Origin of the sequence: Bradyrhizobium sp. KB893862 SZCCT0404, from assembly GCF_018130885.1 — a bacterium.
GTDB classification, from domain to species: domain Bacteria; phylum Pseudomonadota; class Alphaproteobacteria; order Rhizobiales; family Xanthobacteraceae; genus Bradyrhizobium; species Bradyrhizobium stylosanthis.
On record NZ_JAFCLT010000007.1, the window covers coordinates 445,961 to 460,414 of the forward strand.

General features: G+C 66.1%; 12 protein-coding genes. 7 read left to right on the forward strand and 5 right to left on the reverse strand.

Features of this window, described 5'->3' with window-relative positions:
• Nucleotides 1-51 precede the first annotated feature (51 nt).
• The 3 genes from hpaD to JQ617_RS27550 are packed head-to-tail and all read left to right on the forward strand — an operon-like array spanning nt 52 to nt 3,559.
• Nucleotides 52-1,035 carry a 3,4-dihydroxyphenylacetate 2,3-dioxygenase gene (gene hpaD, locus JQ617_RS27540; protein WP_212029045.1) on the forward strand — a complete coding sequence of 328 codons (984 nt, stop codon included), beginning with the start codon at nt 52-54 and terminating at the stop codon, nt 1,033-1,035.
• Nucleotides 1,036-1,038: 3 nt separating this feature from the next.
• Nucleotides 1,039-1,908 carry a fumarylacetoacetate hydrolase family protein gene (locus tag JQ617_RS27545; protein ID WP_212029046.1) on the forward strand — a complete coding sequence of 290 codons (870 nt, stop codon included), beginning with the start codon at nt 1,039-1,041 and terminating at the stop codon, nt 1,906-1,908.
• Nucleotides 1,909-1,933: 25 nt separating this feature from the next.
• Nucleotides 1,934-3,559 carry a thiamine pyrophosphate-dependent enzyme gene (locus tag JQ617_RS27550; RefSeq protein WP_212029047.1) on the forward strand — a complete coding sequence of 542 codons (1,626 nt, stop codon included), beginning with the start codon at nt 1,934-1,936 and terminating at the stop codon, nt 3,557-3,559.
• Between the two features lie 107 nt (nt 3,560-3,666).
• Here JQ617_RS27550 and alkB read toward each other — a convergent pair whose 3' ends face one another.
• The 4 genes from alkB to JQ617_RS27570 all read right to left on the reverse strand — a co-directional run bounded on the left by alkB (nt 3,667) and on the right by JQ617_RS27570 (nt 7,265).
• On the reverse strand, nt 3,667-4,320 hold the full coding sequence (alkB, locus tag JQ617_RS27555; RefSeq protein ID WP_212029048.1) for a DNA oxidative demethylase AlkB: 654 nt from the start codon (nt 4,318-4,320) through the stop codon (nt 3,667-3,669).
• A 9-nt stretch (nt 4,321-4,329) separates the two neighbouring features.
• Nucleotides 4,330-5,076 carry a 2OG-Fe(II) oxygenase gene (locus JQ617_RS27560; protein ID WP_212029049.1) on the reverse strand — a complete coding sequence of 249 codons (747 nt, stop codon included), beginning with the start codon at nt 5,074-5,076 and terminating at the stop codon, nt 4,330-4,332.
• A 160-nt stretch (nt 5,077-5,236) separates the two neighbouring features.
• Nucleotides 5,237-5,923, reverse strand: a complete 687-nt coding sequence (locus JQ617_RS27565) for a DUF2848 domain-containing protein (RefSeq protein WP_212029050.1) — start codon at nt 5,921-5,923, stop codon at nt 5,237-5,239.
• Nucleotides 5,916-7,265, reverse strand: coding sequence for an amidase (locus JQ617_RS27570; protein ID WP_212029051.1), 1,350 nt, complete (start codon nt 7,263-7,265; stop codon nt 5,916-5,918). The genes JQ617_RS27565 and JQ617_RS27570 overlap by 8 nt, the downstream gene beginning before the upstream one ends.
• A 193-nt stretch (nt 7,266-7,458) precedes the next feature.
• Between JQ617_RS27570 and JQ617_RS27575 the strand changes: the two genes are divergently transcribed.
• The 4 genes from JQ617_RS27575 to JQ617_RS27590 all read left to right on the forward strand — a co-directional run bounded on the left by JQ617_RS27575 (nt 7,459) and on the right by JQ617_RS27590 (nt 11,299).
• On the forward strand, nt 7,459-7,872 hold the full coding sequence (locus tag JQ617_RS27575) for a Zn-ribbon domain-containing OB-fold protein (protein WP_063691124.1): 414 nt from the start codon (nt 7,459-7,461) through the stop codon (nt 7,870-7,872).
• A 4-nt stretch (nt 7,873-7,876) separates the two neighbouring features.
• Nucleotides 7,877-9,016 (forward strand): thiolase C-terminal domain-containing protein, encoded by a 1,140-nt coding sequence (locus JQ617_RS27580; protein WP_212029052.1) that lies wholly within the window; start codon nt 7,877-7,879, stop codon nt 9,014-9,016.
• 126 nt (nt 9,017-9,142) lie between these two features.
• Complete coding sequence (locus tag JQ617_RS27585; RefSeq protein ID WP_063691128.1) at nt 9,143-10,057, forward strand: SDR family oxidoreductase; 915 nt, start codon at nt 9,143-9,145, stop codon at nt 10,055-10,057.
• Between the two features lie 129 nt (nt 10,058-10,186).
• Complete coding sequence (locus JQ617_RS27590; RefSeq protein WP_212029053.1) at nt 10,187-11,299, forward strand: SMP-30/gluconolactonase/LRE family protein; 1,113 nt, start codon at nt 10,187-10,189, stop codon at nt 11,297-11,299.
• A gap of 119 nt (nt 11,300-11,418) precedes the next feature.
• On the opposite strand, the gene ppc is transcribed toward JQ617_RS27590, so the two are convergent.
• A complete protein-coding gene (ppc, locus tag JQ617_RS27595) occupies nt 11,419-14,217 on the reverse strand; it encodes a phosphoenolpyruvate carboxylase (RefSeq protein ID WP_212029054.1) in 2,799 nt (932 codons plus the stop codon).
• Nucleotides 14,218-14,454 lie beyond the last annotated feature (237 nt).

Here is a 14,454-nt window from a genome sequence, read left to right on the forward strand (position 1 = left end):
GGCCTGGCCCTTCGGGCCATCCCGGGATGACGAGCGCAGAGGGGAAACGCAATGCCCGTACCGCAACACATCTTCGAGCCGCCGTTCAACATCATCCGCTCCAGCCACGTCGTGCTCGACGTGACCGATTTGAAGCTGAGCCGCGAATTCTACGAGACCACCGTCGGCATGCATGTCGAGGACGCCGATGACACGGTCGTCTATTTGCGCGCCGCCGAGGAGCACCAGCACCACTCGCTGGTGCTGCGGAAAGCCGCGGTGCCCGCCTGCAACAGGCTCGGCTTCAAGGTCGGCAACGACAAAGACCTCGACAAGGCCGCCGCGTTCCTCTCGGAGAACGGTCTCGCCTACGCCTTCGCCGACCAGCCCTTCCAGGGCCGCACGCTGCAATTCACCGATCCCTTCGGCTTCCAGATCGAGCTCTATGCGTCGATGGAGCGGCGGCCGCATCTGCTCCGCCGCTACGACCTCTACCGGGGCTGCCACCCGCAGCGGCTCGACCATTTCAACGTCTTCGCCGCCGAGGTGCAGGACACCGTCGATTTCTATGCGCGGCTCGGCTTCCGCCTCACCGAATATGCCGAGGAGGATGGGCCGAACGGCCGCATCGCCGCGGCCTGGATGCACCGCAAGGGCAACGTCCACGACTTCGCCATCACCAACGGCAAGGGACCTCGCCTGCACCATTTCGCCTATTGGACGCCGACGGCGATGAACATCATCCATCTCTGCGACGTCATGGCTTCGCAGGGCTTTGTGAAGAACATCGAGCGCGGCCCGGGCCGTCACGGCATCTCTAACGCGTTCTTCCTCTATGTCAGGGATCCCGACGGACACCGCCTCGAGCTCTACACCAGCGATTACTTCACCGGGGATCACGACCACGAACCGCTGCGCTGGTCGCTGCGCGATCCGCGCCGCCAGACGCTGTGGGGCGCACCGGCCCCGCGCTCCTGGTTCGAGCAGGGCTCGCCCTTCTCAGGACAAGCCGTGCGCGAGCCGAAGTTCGTGGCCGATGTGCTGGTGGCGGATTAACCGATGAAGCTCCCCCGCCTCGCCACCTATTCCATCAAGGGTGAAACCCGCTACGGCGCCGTCCTCGAAGGCGGCATCGTCGATCTGTCCGCGCGCTACGCAAAAGACTATCCGACGCTGCGCGAGGTGATCGCGGCCGGAAAGCTCGTGAGCCTTGCCGAAGAGGCCGCCGGCCGCACGCCGGTTCACGCGCTCAGCGAGATCACCTGGCTGCCGCCGGTGCCCGCGCCGGAAAAGATCATCTGCATCGGGGTCAACTACCCCGACCGCAACGCCGAGTACAAGGACGGCCAGGACGCGCCGAAATATCCGAGCATGTTCATGCGGAGCCAGCGCTCCTTCGTCGGCCACGACACGCCGCTGGTGCGCCCGCGCGCCTCGGCGCAGCTCGACTATGAAGGCGAGATCGTGCTGGTGATCGGCAAGCAGGGCCGGCACATCGCGGAAAGTGCCGCGCTTGATCATATCGCCGCGCTGACCTTGTGCAACGAAGGCTCGGTGCGCGACTGGCTGCGCCACGCCAAGTTCAACGTCACGCAAGGCAAGAACTTTGATTCCAGCGGCAGCCTCGGGCCGTGGCTCGTGCCCTACACGAAGGAAGCGCAGATCGCCGACATCAGGCTTACCACCCATGTCAACGGCGAGCTCAGGCAGGACGATCGTACCAGCCGGCTGATGTTTCCGTTCCGCTATCTCATCAGCTATATCTCGACCTTCGCAACGCTCGTCCCCGGCGACGTCATCGTCACGGGCACGCCGACTGGCGCGGGCGCGCGGTTCGATCCGCCGCGCTATCTCAAGCCGGGCGACGTCATCGAGGTCGCGGCCGAGGGCATCGGCTCCTTGCGCAACGGCGTCGTCGACGAAGCCTGACCAACAACTGAAGTGGAATGATGCAATGACCACCCTCACCGGCGGCGAAGCGATCGTAAGCGGGCTTGTCGCCCATGGCGTCGACACCGTGTTCGGCCTGCCCGGCGCGCAGATCTACGGCCTGTTCGACGCCTTCCACCAGGCCCAACTCAAGGTGATCGGCGCGCGGCACGAGCAGGCCTGCGGCTACATGGCGTTCGGCTATGCGCGCGCCAGCGGCAGGCCCGGCGTGTTCAGCGTGGTGCCCGGCCCCGGCGTGCTCAACGCCAGCGCGGCGCTGCTCACCGCCTATGGCTGCAACGAGCCGGTGCTGTGCGTCACCGGCCAGGTGCCGACGCAATTCCTCGGCAAGGGCCGCGGCCATCTGCACGAGATGCCGGACCAGCTCGCGACCCTGCGCACCTACGTCAAATGGGCCGACCGTATCGAGACGCCCGGCAACGCACCGACCACGGTGGCGCGCGCCTTTCAGGAGATGACGTCCGGCCGGCGCGGCCCCGCCTCGGTCGAAATGCCCTGGGATATCTTTACGCAGCGCGCGGACACGGCCGCAGCCCAGGTGCTGGAGCCCTTGCCCGCGCCGCTTCCCGACCCAGACCTGATCAAGCAGGCGGCCGCGCTGATCAAGGGCAGCAAGGCGCCGATGATCTTCGTCGGCAGCGGCGCGATCGAGGCAGGCGAGGAGATACTCGAGCTCGCCGAGATGATCGATGCCCCCGTCGTCGCCTTCCGCAGCGGCCGCGGCATCGTCTCCAATGCGCATGAGCTCGGCCTCACCATGGCCGCGGCCTACAAGCTGTGGCCCAACACCGATCTCATGATCGGCATCGGCTCGCGGCTGGAGTTGCCGACCATGTCGCGCTGGCCGTATCAGCCTGCCGGCCTCAAAAGCATCCGCATCGACATCGATCCGGTCGAGATGCGGCGCTTTGCTGCCGACACCGCTGTTGTCGCCGATGCCAGGGCCGCGACCGCCGATCTCGCTGCTGCCGTGCGCAAGGCCGGCTACAGCAAGACATCCGGACGCCGCGCCGCAATCCGCGAGGCGACTGCGAGCGCGCAGGCCGAGATCCAACGGGTCCAGCCGCAGATGGCCTATCTGAACATCCTGCGCGAGGTGCTGCCGGCGAACGCGATCGTGACGGACGAACTCTCGCAGGTCGGCTTCGCCTCTTGGTACGGCTTTCCGATCTACCAGCCGCGCACCTTCATCACCTCGGGCTATCAGGGCACGCTCGGCTCGGGCTTCCCGACCGCGCTCGGGGCCAAGGTCGCCAACCCGGACAAGCCTGTGGTGGCCATCACCGGCGACGGCGGCTTCATGTTCGGCGTGCAGGAGCTTGCCACCGCCGTGCAGTTCAACATCGGCGTGGTGACGCTGGTGTTCAACAACAACGCCTACGGCAATGTCCGCCGCGACCAGCGCGAACGCTTCGACGGCCGCGTGGTGGCGTCGGATCTGGTCAATCCGGATTTCGTCAAGCTCGCAGAATCGTTTGGCGTGGCAGCCGCGCGCGTCACCGCGCCCGACCAGTTCAAGGCCGCGATGGAGAAGGCGCTCGCGCATGGCGGGCCGTATCTGATCTCGGTGGAGGTGACACGGGATTCGGAAGTGAGCCCGTGGGCATTCATCCACCCGCCGAAGCCTTGATATCGTTCCGGGGCGATGCGTAGCATCGAACCCGGAACCTCGAGATTCTCAGGTGCGCAATTGCGCACCATAGTTCGCGCTAGCGCGCGCCCCGGAATGACGGTTCCCTATCGCGTCCTGCGAAACGTCAGATTGATCCGCTTCCGTCCCAATAGCGCATGCTCGCCTTCGGCGAGCGGCGCCACGCCGTGATAGGCGAGCCTGGACGGGCCGCCCCAGACCACGACATCGCCATGGACCAGCCGGAAGCGGCGCGGCTTGTCGGCGCGGGCGAGACCGCCGAACAGGAAGGTCGCGGGCAGGCCGAGCGAGACCGAGACGATCGGCGCCGAATAATCCAGCTCGTCCTTGTCCTGATGCAGCGACAGCCGCGTGCCGGGCTCGTAGCGATTGACGAGGCAGGCATCGGGCGAAAAGCCCGCAAAGCCGCCCTGCTCCGCCGCGCGGCGGGCGAGATCGGACAACACCGGCGGCATCGCCGGCCATGGTGCTTCGGTGCGTGGATCGATGGGATCGTAGCGATAGCCGGTGTGGTCGGTGATCCAGCCGCGCTCGCCGCAATTGGTCATGGCCACCGACATCAGGTGGCCGCCGGGCGTGGTCATGCGGCGGAACGGCGATTGCGCCACGATGGCGCGCACGGCGTCGATCAGCTCGCTTTCGATCGGCCTCACGAAGCCGCGCAGCAGCACGGCACCGTCCGCGATCTCCTCGCGCGACGGCTGTGCCTCGGCAACGCTGTCGAACAAATCAGCCGTCAATGGCTCCGCTCATTTCGCGTCGTGAAAGATCACGCCCAGGGTATGGCGCTGGCCGGACCTGATGCGGCTGACGCCGTGGCGGAGATTAACGCGGTAGGTGCCGCGTGTCCCCTGCACCGGGCGGTGGTGCACAGCAAAGGCGACCGCGTCGCCCTGCGCGAGCGGCACCACCTCGGCGCGCGACTGCATGCGCGGGCGCTGCTCGGTCAGCACGAACTCGCCGCCGGTGAAATCGCGGCCCGGTTCGGACAAGAGGATCGCGACCTGGATCGGGAACACGTGCTCGCCATAGAGGTCCTGATGCAGGCAGTTGTAGTCGCCGGCCTCGTATTGCAGCAGCAGCGGCGTTGGCCGCGCCTGCCCGGCCTCGTGGCAGCGCTTCAGGAACGCCGCATGCGAGGCGGGATAGCGAATGTCGATCCCCATCGCCTCGTTCCAGCGGTTGGCGACGCCTTGCAGATGCCCATAGAGCGCCGGGCGAAGCTGCGCGATCGGGTCGGGCAGCGGATAGCAGAAATACTTGTATTCGCCGCGGCCAAAGCCATGGCGGCCCATGACGATGCGGCTGCGGAAATGCGTGTCATCAGGATAGAGCGTGGCGACGGCGCGGCACTGGTCCGGCGTCAGCAGGTTCTTAAGGACGGCACAGCCCTGGGTGTCGAGTTCGGCAGTGATCTGCGGCCAGTCGAGGGCATCGACGTGGGCGGCGAGGTCGGGAACGGAGGGGTGGGCTGATTTTCGTGCGGTCATTGTCATAGCAATCACCTTCGCAGCCGGACGCTCACCCCGCCACCCGATTTCCGATGACTATCTCCCCGTCTTTGCGAGCGAAGCGAAGCAATCCAGGATCTCTCCGCGGAACCAGTCTGGATTGCTTCGTCGCAAGGGCTCCTCGCAATGACGGCGGGGAGACGGTTCAGCCCCGCACCGGCAACGTCACCACGCTATACCCGTGCCTGATGGTCCGCTTCAGCACGGGGTCCTCGAGTTCGAAGTCGAACCGCTCCGCCGGGCGGATGCCGCCCTTGGCGGCGAAGGTGCCGCCGAACATGGCGCAGCCGTCGGGGAACTTCTTGCCGTCGAAGCCGCGCGCGATCAGGTCATTGACCGGCAGCATCGCGTCCAGGGTGCCCTCCTGGTAGAGCACGCGCTCGCCCTTGATGGTGGCCCAGGAGCGCAGGATCATCTTGTCCCAGTGGCCGATGACGTCCTCGAGCTCCCAAAGCGTCGCGGCGATCGGCTTGTCGCACATCTGCTTGGAGACCGTGACGCTGTAGGCCTCGACCTTGCGGTCGGTGTGGTCGGAGCCGCAGCCGACGAAGATGCGGCCCTGCCATCCGATCAGCACGAACTCGACCTCGCCTGAGGAATCGCCGCCGGTGCATTCGATGCTGTCTTCCTGGGTCAGCCGCCGCGCCGCGCCGCGATAGTAGATCGGCGTCGAGGCCGGCGGGGCGATGCCCATCTCCTGCAGCTCCTTGATGTGCTTGTCGCGCGCGACGGGATCGCGGCCGGTCCAGCCCGCGATGACCATCTGGTCGATCGCCAGCGTCAGCGGCGTGGTGGTGTCCTGGGCGTCGACGGTGAAAGTCAGGTCAAACACGAATAACGGCCTCCATGCCGGCAGCGAGTTCAAAGATACGGCGATCGGACCCGCCTGCCCCTGCAAGCATCAGGCCGACGGGAACGTCGCCCTCGCGATGCGCAGGCAGCGAGATGGCGCAGCCGTCGATCATGTTGATCAGGGTGCAGTTGCGCAGCGCGCGCAGGTTCTGGGTGGTGAACGCCTTGTCGTCGGCGAGATCGGCGATCTTCGGCGGCGTGTTGGCGGTGGTCGGCAGCACCAGCGCGTCGTAGGGCGCGAGGCGCGCATTGACGCGGGCGATCAGCGAGCGGCGCTCGTTGAGGAGATCGATGTAGTCGGCCGCGCTCTGCGCCTCGCCGCGCATGATGCGCACGGAGACCCTGGGGTCGTAGATGTCGCCCTTGGAGGTGATGAGATAGCGATGCCAGGCGAAGCTTTCGGAGGCCGCAAAGCCGCCCTTGGCGTTCATCGGGCCGATGTCGTGGAATTCGGCCATCTCGATGCGCTCGATGATGGCACCATGGTCGGCAAGCGTCTTCAGCGCGCGCTCGAACGTCTGGGCGACCGGTGCATCGAGATCGTCGAGCGCAATCGTGGTCGGAACGGCGAGCCGCATGCCCTTCACGGGCCGCCGCTTGAGCGCCGTGACCGGCTCGTCGGCGAGCACCGCATCGAGAATGGCACAGCAACTGACCGATCGCGCCAGGGGACCGATGCTATCGAGCGAGAACGACAGCGGCACCGAGCCGTCGAGCGGCACGCGGCGCTGCGTCGGCTTGTAACCGACGATGCCGTTATAGGCCGCGGGAATGCGGCAGGAGCCGCCGGTGTCGGTGCCGAGCGCACCATGCGCCATGCCGTCGAGCACGGACACCGCGGCACCCGAGGACGAGCCGCCGGGCACGTGGCCCTCCGCCCGGTTCCAGGCGCCCTTCGGCGTGCCGTAATGCGGATTGATGCCGATGCCGGAATAGGCGAACTCGGTCATGTTGGTGCGCCCGATCAGCACGAAGCCGGCCTTGCGCAGCCGCGCCACCGTCGCCGCGTCGTGCTCGGCTGGCGGAGAATCGTCGAGCGCACGGGAGCCGGCGCGCGTCACCTGGCCCTTGATGTCGAACAGGTCCTTGATCGAGATGGGGATACCGGCATAGCGCGACGGCGCCGCCTTGACCTTGCGCAGGGTGTCCATCGCATCCGCGGCCGCGAGCGCGGCGTCCTTGTCGACATGGATGAAGGCGCGCTGCCCCTCGCCTGAGGGATCGGCGATCTTGGCGATGCACGCCTCGACCAGCTTGCGGGAGGTGGTGCGGCCGCTTTCGAGGTCTTCGGCGAGCTTCGCCAGCGTCGGAAAATCGGGCATGTCTGTCTCACGGAATATTGGCGCGCGCAATCTATAGCGCTGGCTCAGTTCGACACAAGCACTGTGCGCATGATGGCATGCATGCGCATTGCTGGACCGTTGACGCGCCATGGTCGATTGTCGCATCAAGATCGAAACAGGCGGGCGCCAAGCCCTTGTCTGAACAAGATTTGCCTTTGGAGGGCGTTCCGAGATGGCCGAACCGCAGCGCGCGCGACCGAAACCGACGCCGGAAACCCAGCATTTCTGGGACGGCACGCAGGCGGGCGAACTGCGCCTGCAGCGCTGCGACGCCTGCGCGCATGTCTACTTCCCGCCGCGCCCGTTCTGCCCCTCCTGCGCCTCGCGCAAGGTCAGCATCTTCAAGGCGAGCGGCAAGGGTTTTCTCTACAGCTACGTGATCAACCACCGCCCCGCCGCGCCCGGCTTCACGCCGCCTTACGCGATCGCCGTGGTCGAGCTTGCCGAGGGACCGCGGATGATGAGCAACATCATCGACTGCCCGCAGACGCCGGAGGCGCTCGAGCTCGACATGAAGCTCGAGGTCGCCTTCGAGAAGCTCGACGACAAGATCACGCTCCCCGTGTTCCGTCCGGCGAAGGGATAAGGCCATGCGCAGGAACCAGGTTGCCGTCGTCGGCGCGGCCGAGACCACCGAGCTCGGCGTCATTCCCAATGCCTCGCAGCTCCAGCTCCATGCGGACGCCGCGCTCAACGCCATTGCGGATGCCGGGCTGAAGCTGTCCGACATCGACGGCTTCGCCACCGCGGTCGAAACGCCGCAGCAGGTCTGCCACTATCTCGGCATCAAGCCGACCTGGGTGGACGGCACCTCGGTCGGCGGCTGCTCCTTCATGCTGCATGTCCGCCATGCCGCCGCGGCGATCGAGGCCGGGCTGTGCAAGACGGTGCTGATCACCCATGCCGAGAGCGGCAAGTCGATGATCGGCAAGCAGCCGCGCTTCACAGCGGCCGACAGCCTCAACGGCCAGTTCGAGGCGCCCTACGGCGTCTACGGCCCGCCCAGCATGTTCCCGATCCCCGTGCTGCGCTTCATGAAGACCTACGGCATCACCCATGAGCAGCTCGCTTCGGTGGCGGTGATGCAGCGGGAATGGGCCGCGAAGAATCCGCGGGCGATGATGAAGGACCCGATCACGGTCGCCGACGTCCTCAACTCGCGCATGATCGCCTATCCGTTCCGCCTGCTGCAGTGCTGCCTCGTCACCGACGGCGGCGGCGCGCTGATCCTGACCTCGGCGGACCGCGCCAAGGATTTTCCGCGGAAGCCCGTCTACATCATGGGCACCGGCGAGAGCGTGGAGACGCCCATGGTCAGCCAGATGGAGACGTTCAACTCCTCGCGTGCGTTCAAGACCGCGGGACCGCTGGCGTTCAAGGAAGCCGGCATCGCCCACGGGGATGTCGACCATCTCATGATTTATGATGCCTTCGCGCATCTGCCGCTGTTCGGGCTCGGCGACCTCGGCTTCATGCCGTATGAGGAAACCGGCAGGTTCATCGCGGACGGCAACACGCGGCCCGGCGGCAAGCTGCCGCTCAACACCAATGGCGGCGGACTGTCCTACATGCATTCCGGCATGTACGGCATGTATGCGCTCCAGGAGAGCGTGCGCCAGATGCGCGGCATCGCGCCTGCGCAGGTGCCGAATGCCAAGATTTCAGTGTGCCACGGCGTCGGCGGCATGTTCGCCGCGAGCGGCACGATCGTGTTTACGAACGAGAGGTAATTTCTCGTCGTTCCGGGATGGTCCGAAGGACCGGACCCGGAACCTCGAGATTCTCAGGTGCGCAATTGCGCACCATAGTTCGTGCTTCGCACGCCCCGGAATGACAGAGACAACAGGAGGCATCCCATGAGCAAATCACTGCAAGACAAGGTCATCATCGTCACCGGCGCAGGCCGCGGCATCGGGCGCGAGATCGCGCTGCTCTGCGCGGCGGAAGGCGCCAAGGTCGTCGTCAACGATCCCGGCGGGGCCGCCGACGGCGCCGGTTCGAGCGCGACGCCTGCCGAGGAAGTGGTCGAGGAGATCAAGAAGCGCGGCGGCATCGCCGTGCCGAACTTCGAGTCGGTGGCGGAAGCCGTTCCCGCCAGCAAGATCGTGAAGACCGCGACCGACCATTTCGGCCGGCTCGACGGTGTCGTCAACAATGCCGGCATTCTGCGCGACATGATCTTCCACAAGATGAGCGTGGAGGCCTTCGAGGCCGTCATCAAGGTTCACCTGATGGGCTCGTTCTATGTCAGCCACGCAGCCGCGCGCATCTTCCGCGAGCAGGAGTCGGGCTCGTTCGTGCACTTCACCTCGACCTCCGGCCTGATCGGCAATTTCGGCCAGGCCAACTATGCCGCGGCCAAGCTCGGCATCATCGGTCTGTCGAAGTCGATCGCGCTCGACATGGGCCGCTTCAACGTCCGCTCCAACTGCGTCTCGCCGTTCGCCTGGACCCGCATGATCGGCACCATCCCGACCGAGACTGAGGCCGAGAAGGCGCGCGTCGAGAAGATCAAGCAGATGGGACCGGAGAAGATCGCGCCGATCTGCGCTTACCTGCTCTCCGATGCCGCCAAGGACGTCAGCGGCCAGATTTTTGGCGCGCGCATGAACGAGTTGTTCCTGTTCAGCCAGAACCGCCCGCTGCGCTCGGTGCACCGGAGCGAGGGCTGGACGCCGCAATCGATCGCGGAACACGGCATGCCGGCGCTGAAGGGCTCGTTCTACAAGCTCGACCGTTCCGCCGACATCTTCCCGTGGGATCCCGTGTAAGCATTCCGTCTAGCCGCAATTCCGGCATTCCTGCCCTGCGATCTCCGGTTGTCTTAACCGGAGATTGCTCCGGTTTACGCCCGAATGCGGGCGGATGGTGTCCTCCCAACACAATCTTGGGAGGAAACCATGACAAGAATACTGACCAACTCCGACGACACGACTGACAGCGGCGGTCTCGGCCGCCGCACGCTGCTCAAGGGCGCCGCGACCGTCGCCGCATCCGCCCTGCTCGCCTCGCGCGCCAACGCCCGCGACTTCGGTGCCAATGCCGAGCCGCAGCGCTATCCCGACCCCGACATCGTCGTCATCGATCCCAAGCGCTTCAAGGCCAAGGTCGGCAACACCGCGATCAAGCGGCTCTATACCGGCTGCCTCTGGGCGGAGGGACCGGCGTGGAATGCGCAGGGACAATATCTCGTCTGGAGCGACATCCCTGCCAACCGGCAGCTGCGCTATCTCGACGACGACGGCCACATCTCCGAGCAGTTCCACAAGCCGTCGAACGAGGCCAACGGCAACTCGTTCGACACCGAGGGACGCCAGATCAGCGCCGAGCGCACCCGCCTCGTCCGCTACGAGCACGACGGCGCGGTGACCACGCTGGCCGAGCAGGCGGGCGGCAAGCCGCTCAACGGCCCCAACGACATGGTGGTGCATCCCAACGACAAGGCGATCTGGTTCACCGATCCCGGCTATGGCGCGATCAGCATTTATGAAGGCAAGCTCGCCAACACCGGCTCGCTGCAGCCGCACCAGAAGGAAGCCGTCTATCGTCTCGACACCCAGACGGGACAGCTCGCGAAGGTCGCCGACGAGCCGTTCAAGCCGAACGGCATCGCCTTCAGCCACGACTACAAGAAGCTCTATGTCTGCGACACCGGCATCACGCACTACCCGCAGGCGGAGAACGTGGTGTGGTCCTACGACATCGACGGGGCCAAACTGTCGAACCCGAAAAAGCTGATCGACATGAAGCTCGAGGGCAAGTCGGGCTTCCCCGACGGCTTGCGCGTCGACACCGAGGGCAACATCTGGGTCGGCGCCGGCTGGGTCGGTCCCGGCTATGACGGCGTGCAGGTGTTCGCGCCGAACGACGGCGCGCGGATCGGGCAGATCCTGCTGCCGGAGACCTGCGCCAATGTCTGCTTCGGCGGCAGGAAGCGCAATCGGCTGTTCATGACCGCGAGCCAGTCGCTCTATGCGGTCTATGTGGAGACGCAGGGCGCGCACTTCTGTTGAGGGTATGCACCGTCATTCCGGGGCGGCTCGAAGAGCCGAACTATGGTGCGCAATTGCGCACCTGAGAATCTCGAGGTTCCGGGTTCGCCCTTCGGGCGCCCCGGAACGACGGGGTGAGGCTACCCCGTATTCCGCAACCCCGCCGAGATCCCGTTGATCGTCAGCTGAATCCCGCGCAGCACCTGCTCGTCGGGGTTCTGCGCGCGATGCTCTTTCAAGAGCTCGACCTGAACGTGGTTGAGCGGATCGAGATAGGGGAAGCGGTGGCGCACCGAGCGCTCCAGCAGCGGGTTGCCCTGCAGCAACCGGTCCTGGCCCATGATGTCGAGCAGCGTCTCGATGCAGGAATGCCATTCGCGGCGGATGCGGCCGAAAATCTTTTCGCGCAAGGCTTCGTCGGGCACGAGCTCGGCATAACGCGAAGCGATCGCGATCGAGCTTTTCGCCAGCACCATGTCCATGTTGGACAGGAGCATGCGGAAGAACGGCCATTCCTTGTAGAGCTCTTTCAGGAACGGCATGCCCTGGTCGGGATGCGCCGCGATCCATTGCTCGACCGCGCTGCCGAAGCCGTACCAGCCCGGCAGCATCAGGCGGCATTGCGCCCAGGAGAACACCCAGGGGATCGCGCGCAGATCCTCGATGGCGCGGGTCTTCTTGCGCGAGGCCGGGCGGCTGCCGATGTTCAGCGTCGCGATCTCGTTGATGACGGTGGACGACCAGAAGTAATCGACGAAGCCGTCGGTCTCGTAGACGAGGCCGCGATAGGCCTTGAAGGCGAGGTTCGACAATTCGTCCATCGCGGTCAGATATTCGCGGCGCGGCGCGCTCTGGCGCGGATGCAAAAGGCTCGCCTCCAGCGTCGCGGCGGCCAGGATCTCCAGATTGTTGCGGCCGACCTCGGCGTTGGAATATTTCGACGAGATGATCTCGCCCTGCTCGGTGATGCGGATCTGGCCGTTCACGGCGCCGCCGGGCTGGGCGATGATGGCGTCGTAGCTCGGCCCGCCGCCGCGGCCGACCGAGCCGCCGCGGCCGTGGAACAGGCGCAGCCGCACGCCGTGGCGCTCGAACACCTCGACGAGGCCGATCTCGGCCTTGTAGAGCTCCCAGCCCGAGGTGACGAAGCCGCCGTCCTTGTTGCTGTCGGAATAGCCGAGCATGACCTCCTGCACGCTGCCGCGGCTGTCGACGAGCCGGCGGTAATCGTGCAGCGACAGCATGCGATCCATGATGCCGGATGAGGCCTGCAAATCCTCGATGGTCTCGAACAGCGGCACCACGTTGATGGCACTGCGCCCGGAGGGATGGACGAGGCCGACCTCCTTCAGCAGCACGGCGACCTCGAGCATGTCGGACATGCCCTTGCACATCGAGATGATGCATTGGGGAATCGCGTCCGAGCCGAACTTCGCATGCGCTTCCGCTGCGGCATGGAAGACGTTGAGCTCGCCCATGGTCTCGTCGCTGTACTTGACGAAGGGCGACACCAGCGCGCGCGTCGAGCGCAGCTCGTTGGTGAGCAGCGAGATGCGCGCCTCTTCGCCGAGCGCGAGATAGGACATGCCGGGATTGGCGGCGTCCATCAGCTCGGCGATGGTGCGTTCATGCACGGCGGAATTCTGGCGGATGTCGAGCCGGGCCAGGTGGAAGCCGAAGCAATCCACCGCGCGCCGCAGCAGCCGCAGGCGGCCGCGGGCGATGACGCGCGCATTGTTGGAGATCAGCGAGCGGTGCAGCACGTCGAGATCGGCCTGCAATTCCCTCACGCTCTCGTAGGGCCTGCCCCTGCCGACCGGCCGGCGGGTGATCTCGACCTCGAGCGCTTCGGCCGTCGCGGTGAGGCGCGCATAGATGCCGGAGACCGCGAGCCGGTAGGGCTCGCCGCTCCGGTGCGGGGAGGTGTCCGGCGAGCGCTCGGCGAGGTTACGCAGCTCCTCCGAGACGTCGGCGAGGTGCGCCGCGATCGACAGCTCCGAGCCGAGCACGTGCAGCTCGTTGAGATAGAACTGCATCACGCGGCTCGACTGCAGCCGCAGCGTGCCGCGCATGACGTCGGCGGTAACGAAGGGATTGCCGTCGCGGTCGCCGCCGATCCAGCTGCCCATGCGCAGGAACGAGGCGAGCTCGCTGGCGGCCTGCTCGCCGGCCTCCTCCAGCCGGTCCTCCAGCACGTTGACCAGCCGCGGCACCTCGCGCAGGAACGTGTAGTCGTAGAAGGACAGGCCGTTGGCGACCTCGTCCAGCACGGTGAGCTTGGTCCGGCGGAGCAGATTGGTCTGCCACAGCGTCAGCACCTCGCGGCGGAGCTGCTCGTCGCTGGCGGCGGCCTCCTCCGCGGTCAGCGCGACGCGCTCGCGCCGATCGAGCAGCGCGGCAACCTCCATCTCGCGGTCCATCGTGCTCTTGCGGCGGACTTCGGTCGGGTGCGCGGTCAGCACGGGGCTGACGAGAGCGCTTTTGAAGAACGTCCGCAGTTCCGCCGCGCTCACACCCGCATCCCTGGCATTCGCCAGCGTGTCCGCGAGCACCCCTGCCCCGCCGCTCCTCGAGGCGCTGCGTGCGCGCATCTGGCGGATGTTGTTGTGGTCCTCGGCGATGTTGGCAAGGTGCGAGAAATAGCTGAAGGCGCGCACGATCCGCAGGGTGTCCGGGATCGACATGCCGTCGAGGATCTGCTCGAGCTCGCGGCGGGCGAGCCGGTCCTCGTCACGGTGGAACCGGATCGAGGTCTGGCGGATGCGCTCGACCAGGTCGAACACGTCGGCGCCCTCCTGATCCCGGACCGTGTCGCCCAGGATGCGCCCGAGCAGGCGGATGTCGTCGCGCAGCCGCGCATCCGCTTCCAGCGCCTGAACGTCCTCAGGGCGGTTGGGGCGCTGTTCAACGGCGTCGGACGGTACGGTCTGGAGGGACATCGGCTCGCTCCTCTTCAAGAGCTCCTTGCGGCTCCCCGGTCTGAGGGAGTGTGCGATATTTTTCTACCGCAGTGCAAGATGAACTTGGGGGCGGCGCAAACTGCCGGCGCCATGCGTGTCCCGGACGCGCTGCAACGCCCTTAAGCGTTGCTGCGCAGAGCCGGCAACTGTTATGTCGGCTTGGCCTTTAGGTAGGGCTTCCTTTCGCGCATCATGGCGTTGAGGACGGTTAGTAGC

Bases quoted from the DNA above. Each gene is read 5' to 3' on its own strand.
- hpaD (WP_212029045.1), top strand. From the start codon at position 52: ATGCCCGTACCGCAACACATCTTCGAGCCGCCGTTCAACATCATCCGC.
- JQ617_RS27545 (WP_212029046.1), top strand. From the start codon at position 1,039: ATGAAGCTCCCCCGCCTCGCCACCTATTCCATCAAGGGTGAAACCCGC.
- JQ617_RS27550 (WP_212029047.1), top strand. From the start codon at position 1,934: ATGACCACCCTCACCGGCGGCGAAGCGATCGTAAGCGGGCTTGTCGCC.
- JQ617_RS27560 (WP_212029049.1), bottom strand. From the start codon at position 5,076: ATGACAATGACCGCACGAAAATCAGCCCACCCCTCCGTTCCCGACCTC.
- JQ617_RS27570 (WP_212029051.1), bottom strand. From the start codon at position 7,265: ATGCCCGATTTTCCGACGCTGGCGAAGCTCGCCGAAGACCTCGAAAGC.
- JQ617_RS27575 (WP_063691124.1), top strand. From the start codon at position 7,459: ATGGCCGAACCGCAGCGCGCGCGACCGAAACCGACGCCGGAAACCCAG.
- JQ617_RS27580 (WP_212029052.1), top strand. From the start codon at position 7,877: ATGCGCAGGAACCAGGTTGCCGTCGTCGGCGCGGCCGAGACCACCGAG.
- JQ617_RS27585 (WP_063691128.1), top strand. From the start codon at position 9,143: ATGAGCAAATCACTGCAAGACAAGGTCATCATCGTCACCGGCGCAGGC.
- JQ617_RS27590 (WP_212029053.1), top strand. From the start codon at position 10,187: ATGACAAGAATACTGACCAACTCCGACGACACGACTGACAGCGGCGGT.
- ppc (WP_212029054.1), bottom strand. From the start codon at position 14,217: ATGTCCCTCCAGACCGTACCGTCCGACGCCGTTGAACAGCGCCCCAAC.